We start from the raw sequence: 17,708 nt of genomic DNA on the forward strand, positions 1-17,708 counted from the left end.
CTAATTTAAGATATTTTTAGCTTTTTTAAGATTGTTTTCTTCAATAAAAGGGGCATAAAATTCGAAGAGCTTTTCATGTCCGCAACTTGAACATATACAAGTGCACATGTCATAAGGAACATCGTCAATAATATCTATTTCTAAATTTTCTGCTATGTACTCTCCTCCACATATTTCACAGGGAGTATCATTTATAACAGAATATTCACTTTCGATATATTTCATTATTTCTTTAATGGTCATTTGAACCTCCGATAACTATATAAAATTGCATACGTCAATGTTAACACTCTTTTATTTTTATTTCAATAAAGAATTTAGTTTTGGGGTTAACTTTGAAGATTGTCCTCATATATTTAAATATGAGTATTTTACATAAATGTTTCTCGGAGGAAATATATATGATAAATGTTATATGGTTTGTAATTCTGATTTTTAGCATAGTATTCGGACTTTTTACAGGAAGAGGGGATGAACTTTCTAAAGCAATAATATCTTCTGCAGATTCATCTATAAAACTTATAATAGGTCTTATTGGGATCATGAGTTTATGGTGTGGAATAATGAACATTGCTAAAGAGAGTGGAATAACATCTAAACTTGCTAGTCTCTTAAAACCTATTTTAAGGTTTGTTTTTAAGGATGCAGCTAGAGATGAAAAGACACTAGGGTATATAATTATGAACTTAACTGCTAATATGATGGGGCTTTCAAATGCTGCCACACCATTTGGAATAAAGGCTATGCAGGAACTTAGTAGATTGAATAATTACAAGAGTGCGGCTAGTAATGATATGGTATTATTTCTTGTTATAAATGCTGTTTGCATACAACTTGTACCAACAACTGTGATTTCTATAAGAGCAGCTTCTGGATCTCAAGATCCAGCTGTAATTATACTGCCAACAATAATTTCAAGTACTATATCAGGTATATGCGGAGTTATAATTTGCAAGATACTTCAGAGATATTTTTAAATAAGGAGGAAAATATGCAATATATTACTAAGTCTATAATTCCTATATTAATTCTTGTAGTAGTTACATATGGTATGATTAAAAATGTTAAAATATATGAATGTTTTGTAGATGGAGCTAAAGATGGAATAGGCATATGTATAAAAATTTTCCCGTATCTTCTTGCTATGTTTATTGCAATAGGAGTATTTAGAGAATCCAATGCCTTAAATTATTTCATAAATATTATACGACCTGTGGTAAAGCTTATAGGACTTCCACCTGAAGTAGTACCTCTGATTATTGTAAAGCCACTGTCTGGCAGCGGAGCCCTTGGTGTATTTGCAGAAATACTAAATAAATTTGGCCCGGATAGCCAAATAGGATTAATATCATCTATAATAATGGGTTCTACAGAGACAATATTTTATACTATTACAGTTTATTTTGGAGCTGTTGGGATTAAAAAAATAAGACATGTACTTTGGGCAGCATTTTTTGCAGATTTAATATCTGTTATTTGTGCTGTTACTTTGATTAGAATTATGTTTTAATATACTTATAGAATCAATTATTCTTAGAGGTGAAAAAATTGTTAAAGTGGAGAGAACTATATGATGAGTGTTTAAAGTGTGATAAATGTGAACTGTGTAAAAATAAAACTAATATGGTATTTGGAGACGGAAATCCTAGATCAAAGCTTATGTTTATTGGTGAAGCTCCTGGAGCTGATGAGGATAGAACTGGAATCCCATTTGTAGGAAGAGCAGGACAACTCTTAAATAAAGGATTACTTGAGCTTAATTTGGTAAGAGAAAGGGACTATTACATATGTAATATATGCAAGTGCAGACCTCGAAATAATAGAACGCCGTATGAAGAAGAGGCTAAAGCTTGTATTCCTTATCTTAGAAATCAGACTGCACTTATAAAACCTAAAATAATAGTTTGTTTGGGAGCTACAGCGTTAAAATATATATTAGGGAGCGATTTTAGAATAACTCGAGATAGAGGAAAGTGGATAGAGAGGAAGGGAATACTCCTGACATCAACATTCCATCCATCTGCTATACTTAGAGATCAAAGTAAAAAAGCTTCTTTCTGGAAGGATCTAAAAGATATAAAGCAAAAATATGATCAAATAAAAGAATAAAAAATTATTATATTGGGAAATATGTTATGTAAAGGCATTACAATTCAATAAGATTATATTGACATATATGTATTTGTGGAATAATATATTGTTAAAGTGCTATGAAGGAAAGAGTAGTAAAAATGAGGTATCTATAAGAGAACCGAGATTGGTGAAAGTCGGTGGTTACTTAATTTTATGAATATGGTTCCAGAGCAGGTTATCTGAATAACTATTAGTAGGGTGACACGGCACGCAGCCGTTATATTGCAGGGTAATAGAAGTTTTTTACTGAGTTACTTAGTGAGATTCTTATCGTGAGGTAAGAGTGAATTAGAGTGGTAAAGCGTATGATTATGCCTCTATATGGATTTATATCCATATAGAGTTTTTTTTATGCGTATTATTCTAAATATAAATAAACTGGAAAGGAAGAAGAATAATGAAAAAGAGAACCTATTATGTTACAACACCAATTTATTATCCATCTGCAAATCTTCATATAGGAAATACTTATACTACTGTTGCAGCAGATGTCCTAGCAAGATTTAAGAGATTAACAGGATATGATGTAATGTTTTTAACTGGAACAGATGAACATGGTCAAAAAATTCAGAGATTAGCGGAAGCAAAAGGAGTTACACCAAAGGAATATGTTGACGTTATTGTCTCCGGGATTAAGGACCTTTGGAAAATAATGAATATAAGTTATGATAAATTTATAAGAACTACAGATGATTATCATATAAAGGGAGTTCAAGATATATTTAAGAAATTATACGATCAGGGAGATATATATAAAGGATACTATGAGGGATGGTATTGTACACCATGTGAATCTTTTTGGACAGAAACACAGCTTGTAGATGGCAATTGCCCTGATTGTGGCAGACCGGTTGAGAAGACAAAGGAAGAAGCATACTTTTTCAAGATGTCTAAATATGCCCCAAGATTAATAGAATATATAGAAAATCATCCGGATTTTATACAGCCGGAATCAAGAAAAAATGAAATGTTAAATAACTTTTTAAAGCCAGGACTTCAGGATTTATGTATATCAAGAACATCATTTGACTGGGGAATTCCTGTCACATTTGATGAAAAACATGTTATATATGTTTGGATAGATGCACTTTCAAATTATATTACTGCTCTGGGATATGGGAGTAACAATACAGAAGCGCTTGATAAATACTGGCCAGCTGATATACATCTAGTAGGAAAAGATATACTTAGATTTCATACAATTTATTGGCCTATTATGCTTATGGCCCTTGGAATGCCACTTCCAAAGCAAGTTTTTGGGCATGGATGGCTTCTTGTAAATGGTGGGAAGATGTCAAAATCAAAGGGAAATGTGGTGGATCCAGTTGTTCTTGTGAATGAATTCGGGACAGATCCTGTGAGATATTATCTTTTAAGGGAGATACCATTTGGATCAGATGGATTATTTAACAATGAAATATTTATAAATAAAATAAATTCTGATCTCGCAAATGATCTTGGAAATTTATTATCAAGAACTTGTGCCATGGCCGAAAAGTATTTTGACGGAATTATACCTGCACCAACTGCAAAGGAAAATGTTGACGATAATCTTATAGAGTGTGCATTGTCTACACCTAAAAAGTTAGAGGATAGTATGGATAAACTCAGGATACCTGAAGCACTTGATACTATTTGGGAGCTTGTAGGTAAGGCAAATAAATATATAGATGAAACAACTCCCTGGATTCTTGCGAAAGATGAGGATAAGAAAGACAGGCTTGGCACTGTTATTTATAATTTAGTTGAATCCTTAAGATTTATATCGGTATGTTTAGTACCTTTTTTGCCGGAAACAAGCGAAAAAATAAATAAACAGTTAAATGTAGATATTGCAACCTGGGATAGTCTTGCCTCATTTGACGGAACTCAAGCAGGAAATAAGGTACAAAAGGGAGATATTCTATTTCCTAGAATAGATGTGGAAAAGAAGATAGAGGAACTTAATAGAATTAAGGAACAGAATAAGGCAGCTGCAAAGAAGACCGAAATGCAGCCAATAAAGGATCAGATAACAATAGATGATTTTGAAAAGATAGATTTAAGGGTTGCCAAAGTTTTGGAGTGTGAGTCAATTAAAGGTGCAAAAAAACTGTTAAAGTTCAAGGTTGATTTGGGAGGAGAACAAAGACAGATCGTATCTGGAATATCTAAATATTATAAACCAGAAGAATTAGTTGGTAAATCTGTAATAGTTGTAGCGAATTTAAAGCCAGTTAAACTAATGGGAGAAATTTCTCAAGGAATGATACTTTCTGGAGCTACAGATGATAACAGCAAGCTATTTACTGCTACATTAGATGGAGAGCTGCCAGCCGGAAGCATTGTAAGATAAATATAGGGTTTATGAATGTAAGCTTAACTTATGCTCCGACCGGGATTTCCAAAATACGTCATGTGAAAAATTTCTAGTAAGTTTAGACTTGCGCTTAAAAAAATCTAAGCAGATTTTATAAACTCGCTGTGTTCAGACATATAAAATCCATTAAGATTTTTAAGAACGCTTCACTAAGACTTACTACAAAATTTTTTAATGTGCCTTAATTTTAGAAATCCCGCTAAGGGCTAAGTTAAACTTCTACTTGTAAATTTTAATAGAGTTTGTAATTTTAAAGTTAATTTATACCAGAGGGGGATACTAACAAAATATAGGTACATTAAATTCTTTTATTGTAATTCTTGGCCCGGTATTTTAGAAAATATATAAATATTGATACTGTTTGAGCACAGCGAGTTTATCAATATTTATTAGATTTTCAAAATACCGGGCTTTAGAATTACTAAAAGCATTTATAGTACCGGATTTTGTCAGCATCTCCCGGGGGATGGATTAACTTTTCATTTACAAACCCTGTATAAAATCGTCCTTCAAGATAATTAAAAATTAAGTTTGTATAATAGCCCATATTAATGCAGATTATATTATAAAACGGAGTAATTTTTATAGAAAACAGAAATGGAGGAAGATTTATTATGAAAAGTTTACAAGGAACTAAAACAGCAGATAATCTTGCAAAGGCTTTTGCGGGAGAGTCTCAGGCTAGAAATAGATATACATACTATGGAAGAAAGGCAGATAAGGAGGGATATAAAAAAATTGCAGCAGTATTTTTAGAAGTGGCTGACAACGAGAGGGCTCATGCAAAGGTATTTTTTGATTTACTTGTGAGGGGACTAGGCAAAGCACATATAAAAGTTGACGCAGAGTATCCTATTGGATATGGGGATACAGAGCAGAATCTTCAGTATGCAGCGGAAGGTGAAAAAGAGGAATGGGGAACTCTTTATCCAAATTTTGCAGATCAAGCGAAAGAGGAAGGTTTTTCCGAGGTTGAAAGTGCATTTAGGGAGATAATAAAAATAGAAACATCTCATGAACAAATTTATATAAATTTACTTAATAATTTAAAGAGTGGTACTTTATATAAAAGAAACACAACTAAGAAGTGGAGATGTCGAAATTGTGGATATATTTTTGAAGGTACCGAGGCGCCTAAGGTATGTCCAGCATGTAAGCATCCTCAAGGTTATTTTGAAATTATGGATAATATTGAACTATAATGGTCAAAGTGTTTTTATAAATGAAAGTTTAACTTATACGTAAGCGAACAATACTTCACTAAGGCTTACTAAAAAATTTTCTAATGTGCTTACATTTTGGAAATGTCAGCTTACGTATAACTTAATCCTGGAATTACAAACCTCATAAATAATAAGTACTAGGGGTTTTAGAACGATTTGTTGTGAGAGATTCTGAAATTACGGACAAGCATTATGAGAAACTTATAAATTTTGAGTAAATCTGATATAATCTTAAATTAAAAAGATATATTCATGAGAAATAACTTGACTATACAGCCATATGTAATAAAATGGAAATGTGTTGTATGGTTATTTTACACACTTTATAACAATTATAAAGTAAATATTTAAAAAGTTAAGATTTGAATGGAGAGAGATACAATGGATGAATTTAATGATAATTTAATTAAAAACGAAGTTAAAATATTTGATGCACATGCACATTATGATGATGAGGAATTTGATAACGATAGAGATGAGTTAATAAAAGAACTTCAGAGAAATAATATTGTAGGTATATTAAATTGCGGGTCTTCTATGAAGGGTTCAGAGGACTCTGTTAAGCTTGCTCGAGAATATGATTTCTTTTATGCAGCAGTTGGTATACATCCAGAGTATGCAGATAAATTTAATCAGGAACAAGTGTTAAAAATAAGAAATTTATTAATGAACGATAAAGTTAAAGCTATAGGAGAAATAGGACTCGATTATCATTATGATGAAAATCCGTCTAGAAATATACAGAAAAAAGCCTTTGTAAGTCAGATGAAGATTGCTGAGGAATTTAATTTACCTGTTATTATACATGATAGAGATGCACATGAGGATACATTAGAAATTGTGAAATCATTTCCAAATGTAAAAGGTGAAATTCACTGTTTCTCTGGAAGTGTTGAGTTTGCAAAAGAATATTTAAAATTGGGATATTATCTAGGGATTACAGGTGTTGTTACATTTAAAAATGCGAAAAAAACAGTTAAGGTTGTAGAACAGATTCCTATTAACAGAATTTTAGTTGAAACGGATTGTCCTTATATGACGCCTGTGCCATATAGAGGCAAGAGAAATATGTCTCTGTATATATATTACATAATGAATAAAATATCTGAAATTAAAGGAATTCCAATACAAGAGGTGAGTTTTAATACTATTAATAATATAAAAAACTTGATTGGTTTAAGGTAATGGTGTATAATGGAAAATGTTATTATAAATTTCCATTTATGTAATAAAATTAAAAATTGCTTGTATAATTATATTATATAGGATCCACTATAAAAATAAACTCTTTCAAAAAGCTATTATAATATTTATAATTTATACATTTTATGCACAAAGCTGCATTTTAGATTTAAAATTGGAGTGCTATTTTACTTGCTTAATTTTGTTGAGTTTTAAGATTTTGAATGTCGCTCCTGCCTGAAGGAGGTATTTCTTATGGTGGAAAGATTGAAAATTTATTTTAATAAGTATTTTTCTAATGGCCCAAAGGTTATAATAGGTGTTTTTCTGGTAATTTTGGTATCCTTAGTAGCTATAGTATATAATTCTAGAAAAGTAGTAACGGTTTGTATAGGTGATAAGCAGATGAGAATTACTACTTTTAGTAGTAATTATAAAAAAGCACTTGAAAATAATCATATAGTATTAGGGCCAAAGGATAAGACAACACCAAGTTTGGACGGTAAAGTAGTAGATAAAGGTAAAATCACAGTAAAGAAAGCAGTAAACGTAGAAGTAAAGGTTGATGGCAAAAAATTAAACATAGAATCTGCAGAAGATAATGTCCAAAAAATGTTAACAGCTGAAAAAATAAAAGTAAACAAATCCGATGAAGTCAATCCAGTTAAAAGCCAGCCATTGAGGCAAGGGTTAACAGTAGTGGTAACTAGATTAGAAACTAAAGATATAAAGGGTACAAAACCTATAGGTTATGAAACTGTTGTAAAGAAAGATAGTACTAAAGAGCAGGGAAATAATCAGGTTTTACAAGATGGACAATCAGGAGAAAAAGAAGTAGTAACAAGAGTTTTATATAGAGATGGAAAAGAGATCTCGAGAAAGATTATAAGTGAAGTAGTAAAGAGACAACCAGTCCAAAAAATTATAGCTGTTGGTACTTTAGGAGCATATACACCTTCGCGTGGTGGAAAGATTTTATATAGAAATGCTGTGTCAATGAGAGCTACAGGGTATTCAGCTGGCTATGAAAGTACTGGCAAATCGCCAGGAGATAGTGACTTTGGAATTACAGCATCTGGTACAGTAGCAAGAAGAAGTATTAATGGATATAGTTCAGTGGCTGTTGATCCAAGAATTATTCCTCTAGGTACCAAACTATATGTTGAAGGATATGGATATGCAATTGCAGAGGATACAGGTGGTGCAATAAAGGGCAATAGAGTGGATTTATTTTTTGATTCTGCTTCAGAAGCCAATGTTTGGGGAGTAAGAAATGTAAATGTATATATAATTAGTTAGGGGCTCTTAGGCTCCTATTTTTTTACCTGTTAGAATGTAAGGAATCGACTTAATATATTGTTTTATATTATAATGTACCTATAAGGAGGAATACTTTTCATGATAAAAGAAGTTATAGTTGTTGAAGGCAGAGATGATGTAACAGCGGTCAAAAATGCCGTAGATGCAGAATTAATAGCTGTTGGTGGTTTTGGAATAAATAAAAAAGTGATACAAAAAATAGCTGAAGCTCAAAGGAGACAGGGTGTAATAGTATTAACTGATCCTGATTTCGCGGGAGAAAAAATAAGAAAGATAATTTCAAAGAGGGTCAAAGGGATAAAGCACGCATATATATCACAGAAAGATGGAATCAAAGATGGAGATATAGGTGTTGAAAATGCAAATCCGGATATAATAATAAAGGCTCTTAAGAATGCGAAATGTGAAATCAAAGACAAAAGATCAGAATTTAATATGGATGATATGATATATTTTGGATTAACGGGAACCTCCGAAGCTAAATGTAAGAGAGATGAATTAGGGAAAAAACTTGGGATAGGATATTGTAATGCTGCCCAATTTTTAAGAAGACTTAACAATTATGGAATAAGTAAAGAAGAATTTATAAAAGCTTTAAATAATATAAGTGAGGATAAGAAGTGATGAGCATTGATGTATATACTAGAGATATAGTAAAAAGGTACGGTTTTAAATTTTCAAAAAGTTTAGGACAGAATTTTTTAATTGACAATTCGGTCTTAGAAGATATATTGGGTAGTGCAGATGTATCAAGTGATGATGTTGTTTTAGAGATAGGACCTGGAGTAGGTACCCTCACTAGAGAACTTTTAAAGAAAGCTAAAAAAGTGTATGCAGTAGAGGTTGATTCTACTTTGATACCGATTTTAAAGGAAGAATTAAAGGAATTTGATAATTTTGAACTTATAAATAAAGATATACTTAAGCTAGATATTAAGGAAATACTCAAGGAAGAAAATAATGTGAAAGTAGTAGCCAATTTACCATACTATGTAACAACGCCAATAGTACTTCAACTTTTAAATGAAGACTTGAATTTTAAGTCATTAACTGTAATGGTTCAAAAAGAGGTTGGCGAAAGGATGGCAGCAGATCCAGGATGTAAAGAATATGGTTCTCTATCAGTACTTGTGCAATATTATTGTGATATAGAAATTATAAGGAAGGTTAGTTCTAGTTGCTTCGTGCCCAGCCCCAAGGTTGATTCAGTAGTTATAAAATTGTCTAAATGTAAAAATCCACGTGTTACTATAAAGGATAAAGATCTATTTTTCAAAATTGTAAGATTTTCTTTTAATATGAGAAGGAAAACTTTGTGGAATGCACTTAAGCCACTTAATATAGATAAAGAAGAATTAAGAAAGATCTTTGAAATATGTGACATAGATCCGAAGAGAAGAGGAGAGACTCTTTCCTTAGATGAATTTGGAAGGCTTTCTGATTTTATATATGATTTTATATAATCTTTTTTATAAGTTTACAAGTATTTGTTCACTTTTTGAATTTTATCTCATATATTATAATGAATAAGAATATATGGGGGTAGCGAAGTTGGCTCAAAAAAAGAGTTATAGTAGATATTTTATAATACTGCAAGAAGATGAGAAGGGATACTCTTTATCTGCTGACAAAATAGTTTCTGGTTATTTAAAATCGGAACTTAAAGGTGACAAGTGTAAAATATCTTATTACGTGCAGAACTTGAAAAAACAATCAATTCCGTATCATATGGTTTTGATATGTAATAAAAAAGATATGAAAAAGATTATCAATATGGGAAAAATGAACATAGATGACTATGGAAGAGCAGATGTGTCTTATGAGTATCCTGCAAGTAACATAGCAGGAACTGGTATAGCTATGGATAAAATTTGCGGTGCAGCTATAGTTAAGTTCCTGGATTCAAGTTTGATATCTATAATGAGTGGGTTTACGAGCAAACAGATACCAGATTGGAAAAATTTTGAGGTAGTTAAAGTTAATCTACATGAAGATTTGAATGACTCAGTAAGTTCTAAACAGAAACAGGAGGAGCCGCATAAAAATAGTGAACATAAGATTTTGAAACAAAAAGAGGATAACAAGGGAAAATACCATGAATTATCGAAGAAATCAGATAGGAATGATGAGAAGGTTCCTGTAGATGTTGAAAGTGTAGAAACCTCAGAAGCACAGAATCAAGAGAAGAGTATATTTGATAAGTATGAAGAGATTATAGAAGAGAACAAGGGTTCAGAAGATGAGATAGAAAAAGAGAAAGTTTTAAAGGATAAAGAGACAGTAAATGTTATTGATGCGGATGATAGTATTAATAATGAAAATAAAGAAAAGCAAGTGCACGAAGTAATACCTTGTGAAGAAAATAAACCTAGAAATTCTGATTTTGAATTTAACAGTAGTGAACGGATTCCAGATATAAATATGAATGAGAAATTTGAAAAAACTCAAAGTATTTATGAAGATGATATTAAAAAGACTGTTCCAGAATTTTTTAGCAGCCTTGTAGACAAGTTTGAATCTGTTGGGGATATCTGTGGTGAAATTAAAAGATGTGACTGGTATAAGGCTAAGGTTAATTCAGTTGAAGATATGTATGATTCGTCTAATGTTAATAAGTATAATATAATATATCGTCCTATGTTGCCTTATTATGATTATATAAGTAGGTATGGATATTACATGATAGGATATAAATATGATAAAATGGGTCATGTAAAATATTTGGTTTATGGGGTGCCGGGGACCAGAAATAAATATGATCAGCCATTTGATGGAAGATCAGGTTTTGTTACTTGGACGCCTTTATGGAGAGGGGAAGATAATCCTAATAGTATAGGATGCTGGCTTATGTTTTATGATTTTAGAACATCTACTGTACTCATACCTGTTAAAAGTAATTAGCAATTATAAATGACATTAAAAATATTAATATTTTTAATGTCATTTTCATATAATCCTAGTATGATATTTTAATTAAACTAATGACTGGTACTTTTATGAGATAAGGTGGGGTTTAGATGAAATTTATAATATTGGACAGAAAAAAGATAGGGGTAACTGTAATTATAATTGGACTTATGTTTATTTTGTTAGGGTTTGAAAGGCAATTTGAAGATAGATTAAAATTTACGGTACTGCTTCAGAACAATATAAACTCTTTTGTAGAATACAATGCTTTAAACAAAACTTTAAATTATGAACTTCCCAAAGGGTGGTCGACTAAAGAACAAAAGTTTTCGGGAGGTGAAATTATATATCATAATGATTTTGTAAGTAATGATAATAAAATCTATGGTTATGTTCAAGTCTGGAATTCAAACAAAAATTTAAAAGCGTTTCTGGAGGAAAGTAAGAAAATATCAAGTAAGCAAAATTTATATGAGGCATATAAATTGGAACCTATAATTATAAACAATATAAAGGGATATCTTGTAAAATATATTATCCTTACTTCGTATGATGCTGAATTTAATGGGTATGAATATTTTTTAAATCAAGATGGTAAATTTTTAAGATTTTCGTTTTTTACAAAAAAGGATAATTTTAAGGAGGATATGCCGATTATATTTGAAAATATAGTTAAAACACTACATTGTAGTAATTAAACAAAAAAATCCACTTCAGTATAAATGTGTGCAGTGGATTTTTTTATATATAAATATGCTATAATTAATATAAAATAATTAAGATACTTTATAATTCAGGAGGTAGCAGTAGTTGCATATAGGAATTAAAAAATTAAATAAGATTTTTTTATGTATATCTTTGATAGCGTGTTTATTGCTGTCAGGTTGTAGTAGTGTTCATGAAGCAGAAATTAAGTTAGGTATTAAAAATAATGATTTTGAATATATAAAGGACAATAAAGTGCAGAAGATAGTTATACAGAGTACTAGAGATGAGGGATTTAGATTTACACTTGAGGATAAAAATGCAATAGAAGATTTATATGATATTTTATCTAGTGCAAAATCCGTAAAAAATAAATCCTCACTTAAATCTGATTACATATTTGAAATATATCAAGGAAATAAAATTCATAAATTTAATTATATTGCAGGATTAGATAAAAGAGATCAGGGCAATCTGTATGGAGATAATAAGGTGTTTGCTGTATCTAAAAGGATAGATAACAGTATTATTCAAAACTTTTGGACAATTAAAGAACCGAAAAATTTTAATGATGTTTATTATAATTCCATAATAAGTGCAATAGATGATTATATTAAATCCCAGAAAAAACAAGGTAAGTCTATTGGCATAAATTTAAATGATGATGTAGAGGTTGCAAAATATATATTATCGATAGATATGGAAAGTTTTAAAAGCGATTTGAAAAGTAAGCTTAAAAATGTTGAGATTATAAGTAAGGATAAGCAAAGTTATGATATTGTAGCTACTATAAAAACTGAGGGTTATAAACTAACACTATATAAGGGCATAGTTACATTTTGGGATAAATCAAATAAGAGTGAAAAAAAATATTATATATATGACAAATATGAAAATGCACATTGGAATATTAAGGTTACAGATAGTAAACCGAGTAATTTTTAATTTATAGAGAGTGGAGTTATCATAACTAAATTATGATAACTCTCCTTTTAATATATGGTTGTCATTGTCATTTTTCATATTACATAAGGTTGGATTTATATTCACAGTACTGCCTATAGTACAATTTGAAGGAAGATGAGCCAGACCTATTTGTATTGTTCTGTTGTCTTGTAATGCTACAAATGCTTCACTTATATTCATATCTATAACTTTTCCGATCATTTATATCACCTCATTAGTTAGTCTTTCATTTTTTGTAGTGATTATTCAGGTAATTTGTTTCTATGAAAAATATAAATATCAAATCTTAATCTATAGCAAAAATCAATAGAATAACGAGATATGTAAAAGTAAATCCGTGTAATATATAATGAGTACTAATTTAAAAATTGCTTAAAAATTTTTTCCATAGTATAATATCAACGTAATAAACACAATATATTGTGGATAGGAGGTATTTAATATGCTATATGTTGTGAAAAGAGATGGCAGGAAGGTTGAATTTGATCCTGGGAAAATAAGAAATGCTATAAAAGGTTCTTCAGAGGAAATAGGATATGATCTCAAAGAAAGTGATTTTATAGACTTAACTCAAAAGGTTATAAAGAGGATAGAGGAACTTAACATAGATGAAATCGAAGTTGAAAACATACAAAATATAGTCGAAGATACTTTGATGAAAAATGATTATAGACAAATAGGAGTTGCTTATTCAAATTATAGAAAAGAAAGAACTGAGATAAGAGAAATAAAATCTGATTTGATGAAGGTTATAGAAAAAATAGGTGTAGAAACCGATAGAGATAATGCTAATGTTGGAAATAATTTTAGTTCTAAATTACTTAGAATAGCTAGTGAATCAAATAAGTGGCATAACTTAGCATCTATGCCCAAGTATTTGGCTAAAGCACATGAAAATGGAGATATTTATTATCATGATCTAGATAGTTATAATCTTACTATTAATTGTCTCCATATACCAACTAAAGAAATACTAGAAAGAGGATTCAATACAGGATATGGAACTATAAGAAAACCAAGGAGAATAGAATCTGCTGCTGAATTGTCTTGTATATTATTACAGTCAACTCAAAATGATATGTTTGGAGGCCAGAGTCATCCAGACTTTGATAATGATATGAGTGAATTTGTTGAACCTACAAGGGAAGAAATAAGGAATGAATTATTAGAGGTTGGCGTTAGTGAAAATATAGAAGAATTAGTTGATAAAAAACTTGAGAAAACAGTACATCAGGCAATGCAGGGGATAGTATATAATTTAAATACTATGCATTCACGTGCTGGTTCACAGGTCCCATTTTCATCAGTTAACATAGGAGTGCCAAATTCTAAAGATGCCGCCCTCATATGTGAAGTGTTTTTAATGGAATATGAAAAAGGACTTGGCAAGGGAGAACAACCTATATTTCCTAATATAATATTTAGAGTAAAAGAAGGGGTTAATAAAAACCCTGAGGATCCTTATTATTACTTATTTAAGTTAGCATGTAGGGTTGCTGCTAAAAGAATGAATCCAACTTTTATGAATTTGGATGCAGATTTTAATAAATACTACTATGATAAAGGAATATTACCAGCTACCATGGGATGCAGAACATATGTGATGTCGAATATAAATGGAGAAGCTGGTACAAAGGGAAGGGGGAATATTGCGCCTACTACTATAAATCTTCCTAGGCTTGGAATAATTGCAAAAGGTGATGTAGATAAATTTTTTAATTTGTTAGATGCAAAACTTGATATGGCTAAAGAATCACTTATCCATAGATATAATGTATTAAAAAGATTGAGGGTTAAAGATCTTCCATTTGTTGTAGGCCAAGGGCTTATGAAGGGATCTGAAGATTTAAAGCAGAATGATTCAATAGAACCAGTACTTAAGCAGGGAACTTGGGCAATTGGATTTATAGGTTTAGCCGAAACATTAATTGCCTTAACAGGACATCACCATGGAGAAACTAAAGAAGCTAGAGAACTCGGATTTAAGATAATATCATACATAAGAGAATATGTTGATAAAACTACAGAAGAAACTCACTTGAATTGGAGCTGTTATGCAACTCCGGCAGAAGGTCTTAGTGGAAAGTTTATAGTTCAGGATAAAAAAATATTTGGAGAACTCAAAGGGATAACTGATAAAGATTATTATACTAATTCATATCACATACCGGTAAGTTTTCCTATATCTATAAAGGATAAGATAGATATAGAGGCTCCTTATCATAAATTATGTAATGGTGGACATATAAGTTATGTGGAGTTAGATGATTATCCTTCTCAGGAAACAGTAATGGATATATTGAAGTATGCTTATACTACCAATATAAATTATTTGGGGATTAATTTTCATATAAGATATTGCAAGAATTGTGGGACATATCTTCATGGAGAAACTGAATGCCCTAAATGTGGGAGCAGTGATATACAGGGAATTTCAAGAGTTACAGGATATCTTTCATTGGATGAGAGGTTTGGATCAGGAAAGTCAGCAGAAAGATCAGATAGATTGTCACATTCTAGTCAGAAAAAGGTGTATGAAAGAATATGAAAACTCAAATGAAACAAACTAAAACTATAAGATTGGCAGGAATATCTTATGAAAGTCTTGTAAACGGACCTGGAATGAGGAGAGTATTTTTTTCTCAGGGGTGTAAACATAATTGTAAAGGTTGCTTTAATCCATCAACACATTCATTTGATGACGGAGAGTTAAAAGATATGGATGAACTTGTTAATGATATAAAGCAGAATCCAATACTTCACGGAGTGACATTTTCTGGAGGAGATCCGCTTGAACAGGCAGAAGAGTTTGCCTATATGGGTGAAAAAATAAAAGAATTAGGTCTTGATATATGGTGCTATACTGGATACAAATTTGAATATATTTTTGAAAATAGATTTGAAATAAAAGGTTGGAATAGACTCCTAAATTGTATAGATGTACTTGTTGATGGAAGATTTGAAGAAAAAAAATATAATCCTAAACTTAAATTCAGAGGATCCTCAAATCAAAGAATTATAGATGTGAAAAAAACTCTTAAATCTAAAAGTATTCAAATATTAAATTATTGAAAAAAGTTTAATTCACATATATAATTACATATGAATGTATTTTCATGTGTAGGAGTGATAAGATGAAAGAAGATATGAATAACATAGAAGTTTGTGATTGCAGTGGATGTGATGATTGTGACTGTAATGAAATTCATGAAGATTGTATAAAATGTGTTAGAGACAACATGCTTGAAGAAGAAACATTTTTAAAATTATCAGATTTATTTAAGGTACTCGGGGATAATACTAGAATAAAAATAATATATGCACTTTTTAAAAAGGAATTATGTGTTTGTGATATTGCACAAGTCCTAAGTATGAGTCAATCATCAATATCTCATCAGCTTAGAATCTTAAAATCTGCACATTTGGTAAAATTTAGGAGAGAAGGAAAAGTAGTTTATTATTCTTTGGATGATGAACATATATTCCAATTATTTAATGCAGGACTTGAACACATTCAACACAATTAGTCAAATCGTGGTAAGTGAATTTATATAAATACTGGTGAACTAAAGATATATAAATATCTTTGATTCAGCAGTATTTTATTTTGTTTCTAATATATTTATTTATAGTTTAAAATTTTAACTATATTTATTCCGCTAAGAGGCCCATTTAATACAAGAGTATTACTATTAACTCTTTCACCATTTTTCATATATAGTAGGAAATTTTCAAGGCCGTCTAATTTAAATGAAAGTAAGGGAGTTTTATAGTGCATGGGTATTAATATGTGACTCTTAACTAATTTTGCTAATTCCGAAGCTTCATGTCCATCTATTGTATAATTTCCTCCGATAGGTATAAGCAGTACATCAATGTTTCCTAATTTATTTATTTCATCGCTTGAAAGAATATAACCAAGGTCACCGAGATGGCATATTCTATATCCATCCATTTCAAAAATAAAGATTGTATTTTCCCCTCTTTTTGCACCCTTTACCTTATCATGATATGATTGAAGACCAGTTATTTTTATATTACATAAGTTGAAGCTGCCTGGTTTGTCAATTATATTATCATATTTCAAATTATCGACATAATCATGATCAAAGTGATGATGGCTTATTGATACTATGTCGACTTTTTCATTGCAGCACTCGTAACCAACTGTTTCATCAAATGGATCAGTAAGTATTTTTCTACCATTGGAGTCTTCTAATAAAAACGAAGAGTGTCCAAGCCATTTAATTATCATAAAATCACTCCTAACTTTTTAGGTAAAATCTATATAGGGTTTGTAACTGAAAGCTTAACTTATGCTCCGGCCGGGACTTTCAAAATATGTCACGTAAAAAATTTCTAGTAAGTCTAAGCTTGCATTCATAAAAATCTAAGCAGATTATATAAACTCGCTTTACTTAAACATATATAATCTACTAAGATTTTTAAGAACGCTTCGCTAAGACTTACTACAAAATTTTTTAATGTGCCTTAATTTTAGAAATCCCGGTCTACGCATAAGTTAAACTTAGAATTATAAATCCTATAATTGTATTTTAAATTTATATTATAATTATAAACATTGAATGAGAAAATATATACAATTATCGGTATTAAAAGCTTTAATTTTTAATTATTAAAAAAAATTGACAAGAAAAAAAGCTTATAATATAATGAAGAAAAGTTATAATTATAATATGTTGAACAGGAAAAGTATTTAAGGTAAATTACTTATAGAGAGTGGAGATGGTGAAAAACCACAGGATAGCCTTAAAGAAAATCACCTGGGAGTTGGGAAACTGAATATGCATTTATATTTAGTAAGTTTCTTCGTAATCCTGCGTTTAAGGATAGAGTATACTTGTACTTGAATTTTACCCATAGGTGGTATAGCGAATAAACTTCGTCCTATT

18 protein-coding genes and 2 other annotated features (1 of these 20 running past the window's edge) are annotated in these 17,708 nt (G+C 30.5%); of the genes, 15 read left to right on the top strand and 3 right to left on the bottom strand.

Annotation, left to right across the window (positions count from 1 at the left end; translation table 11 throughout):
- Complete coding sequence (locus D4Z93_RS00520) at positions 1–243, bottom strand: metal-binding protein (protein ID WP_119969838.1); 243 nt, start codon at positions 241–243, stop codon at positions 1–3.
- Positions 244–401: 158 nt separating this feature from the next.
- Between D4Z93_RS00520 and D4Z93_RS00525 the strand changes: the two genes are divergently transcribed.
- From D4Z93_RS00525 to D4Z93_RS00580, 12 genes are all read left to right on the top strand, one after another.
- Entirely contained in the window at positions 402–977 is a 576-nt protein-coding gene (locus tag D4Z93_RS00525) for a nucleoside recognition domain-containing protein (protein ID WP_119969839.1), read from the top strand.
- A gap of 14 nt (positions 978–991) precedes the next feature.
- On the top strand, positions 992–1,510 hold the full coding sequence (locus D4Z93_RS00530) for a spore maturation protein (RefSeq protein ID WP_119974162.1): 519 nt from the start codon (positions 992–994) through the stop codon (positions 1,508–1,510).
- Between the two features lie 38 nt (positions 1,511–1,548).
- Complete coding sequence (locus tag D4Z93_RS00535) at positions 1,549–2,109, top strand: uracil-DNA glycosylase (protein ID WP_119969840.1); 561 nt, start codon at positions 1,549–1,551, stop codon at positions 2,107–2,109.
- A gap of 92 nt (positions 2,110–2,201) precedes the next feature.
- Positions 2,202–2,455, top strand: a binding site (T-box leader).
- A gap of 75 nt (positions 2,456–2,530) precedes the next feature.
- Positions 2,531–4,468 carry a methionine--tRNA ligase gene (metG, locus tag D4Z93_RS00540; protein ID WP_119969841.1) on the top strand — a complete coding sequence of 646 codons (1,938 nt, stop codon included), beginning with the start codon at positions 2,531–2,533 and terminating at the stop codon, positions 4,466–4,468.
- Between the two features lie 638 nt (positions 4,469–5,106).
- Positions 5,107–5,694, top strand: a complete 588-nt coding sequence (gene rbr / locus D4Z93_RS00545) for a rubrerythrin (RefSeq protein ID WP_119969842.1) — start codon at positions 5,107–5,109, stop codon at positions 5,692–5,694.
- Positions 5,695–6,096: 402 nt separating this feature from the next.
- The gene (locus D4Z93_RS00550) at positions 6,097–6,900 is read left to right on the top strand and encodes a TatD family hydrolase (RefSeq protein WP_119969843.1); all 804 of its coding nucleotides are present in this window, start codon (positions 6,097–6,099) and stop codon (positions 6,898–6,900) included.
- 252 nt (positions 6,901–7,152) lie between these two features.
- The gene (locus D4Z93_RS00555) at positions 7,153–8,196 is read left to right on the top strand and encodes a 3D domain-containing protein (RefSeq protein ID WP_119969844.1); all 1,044 of its coding nucleotides are present in this window, start codon (positions 7,153–7,155) and stop codon (positions 8,194–8,196) included.
- Between the two features lie 99 nt (positions 8,197–8,295).
- On the top strand, positions 8,296–8,841 hold the full coding sequence (rnmV, locus tag D4Z93_RS00560; RefSeq protein ID WP_119969845.1) for a ribonuclease M5: 546 nt from the start codon (positions 8,296–8,298) through the stop codon (positions 8,839–8,841).
- Entirely contained in the window at positions 8,841–9,680 is an 840-nt protein-coding gene (gene rsmA, locus D4Z93_RS00565; protein ID WP_119969846.1) for a 16S rRNA (adenine(1518)-N(6)/adenine(1519)-N(6))-dimethyltransferase RsmA, read from the top strand. Before rnmV ends, rsmA begins: the two co-directional genes overlap by 1 nt.
- Positions 9,681–9,768: 88 nt before the next feature.
- Entirely contained in the window at positions 9,769–11,118 is a 1,350-nt protein-coding gene (locus D4Z93_RS00570; RefSeq protein ID WP_119969847.1) for a hypothetical protein, read from the top strand.
- Positions 11,119–11,234: 116 nt separating this feature from the next.
- Positions 11,235–11,822, top strand: a complete 588-nt coding sequence (locus D4Z93_RS00575; protein WP_119969848.1) for a hypothetical protein — start codon at positions 11,235–11,237, stop codon at positions 11,820–11,822.
- Positions 11,823–11,934: 112 nt separating this feature from the next.
- A complete protein-coding gene (locus D4Z93_RS00580) occupies positions 11,935–12,774 on the top strand; it encodes a YhfM domain-containing protein (RefSeq protein WP_423243037.1) in 840 nt (279 codons plus the stop codon).
- 30 nt (positions 12,775–12,804) lie between these two features.
- Here D4Z93_RS00580 and D4Z93_RS00585 read toward each other — a convergent pair whose 3' ends face one another.
- Positions 12,805–12,996, bottom strand: coding sequence for a hypothetical protein (locus D4Z93_RS00585; RefSeq protein WP_119969849.1), 192 nt, complete (start codon positions 12,994–12,996; stop codon positions 12,805–12,807).
- A 241-nt stretch (positions 12,997–13,237) separates the two neighbouring features.
- Between D4Z93_RS00585 and D4Z93_RS00590 the strand changes: the two genes are divergently transcribed.
- From D4Z93_RS00590 to D4Z93_RS00600, 3 genes are all read left to right on the top strand, one after another.
- On the top strand, positions 13,238–15,343 hold the full coding sequence (locus D4Z93_RS00590; protein ID WP_119969850.1) for an anaerobic ribonucleoside triphosphate reductase: 2,106 nt from the start codon (positions 13,238–13,240) through the stop codon (positions 15,341–15,343).
- Entirely contained in the window at positions 15,340–15,867 is a 528-nt protein-coding gene (nrdG, locus tag D4Z93_RS00595; RefSeq protein ID WP_243105960.1) for an anaerobic ribonucleoside-triphosphate reductase activating protein, read from the top strand. The genes D4Z93_RS00590 and nrdG overlap by 4 nt, the downstream gene beginning before the upstream one ends.
- A gap of 62 nt (positions 15,868–15,929) precedes the next feature.
- Positions 15,930–16,322, top strand: coding sequence for an ArsR/SmtB family transcription factor (locus tag D4Z93_RS00600; protein ID WP_279220942.1), 393 nt, complete (start codon positions 15,930–15,932; stop codon positions 16,320–16,322).
- A 95-nt stretch (positions 16,323–16,417) separates the two neighbouring features.
- On the opposite strand, the gene D4Z93_RS00605 is transcribed toward D4Z93_RS00600, so the two are convergent.
- Positions 16,418–17,050, bottom strand: a complete 633-nt coding sequence (locus tag D4Z93_RS00605) for an MBL fold metallo-hydrolase (RefSeq protein ID WP_119969851.1) — start codon at positions 17,048–17,050, stop codon at positions 16,418–16,420.
- A 436-nt stretch (positions 17,051–17,486) separates the two neighbouring features.
- Positions 17,487–17,708 (top strand) — a binding site (T-box leader) (it continues 1 nt past the right edge of the window).

The organism is Clostridium fermenticellae, assembly GCF_003600355.1.
In the GTDB taxonomy this organism is placed as follows: Bacteria; Bacillota; Clostridia; order Clostridiales; family Clostridiaceae; genus Clostridium_AV; species Clostridium_AV fermenticellae.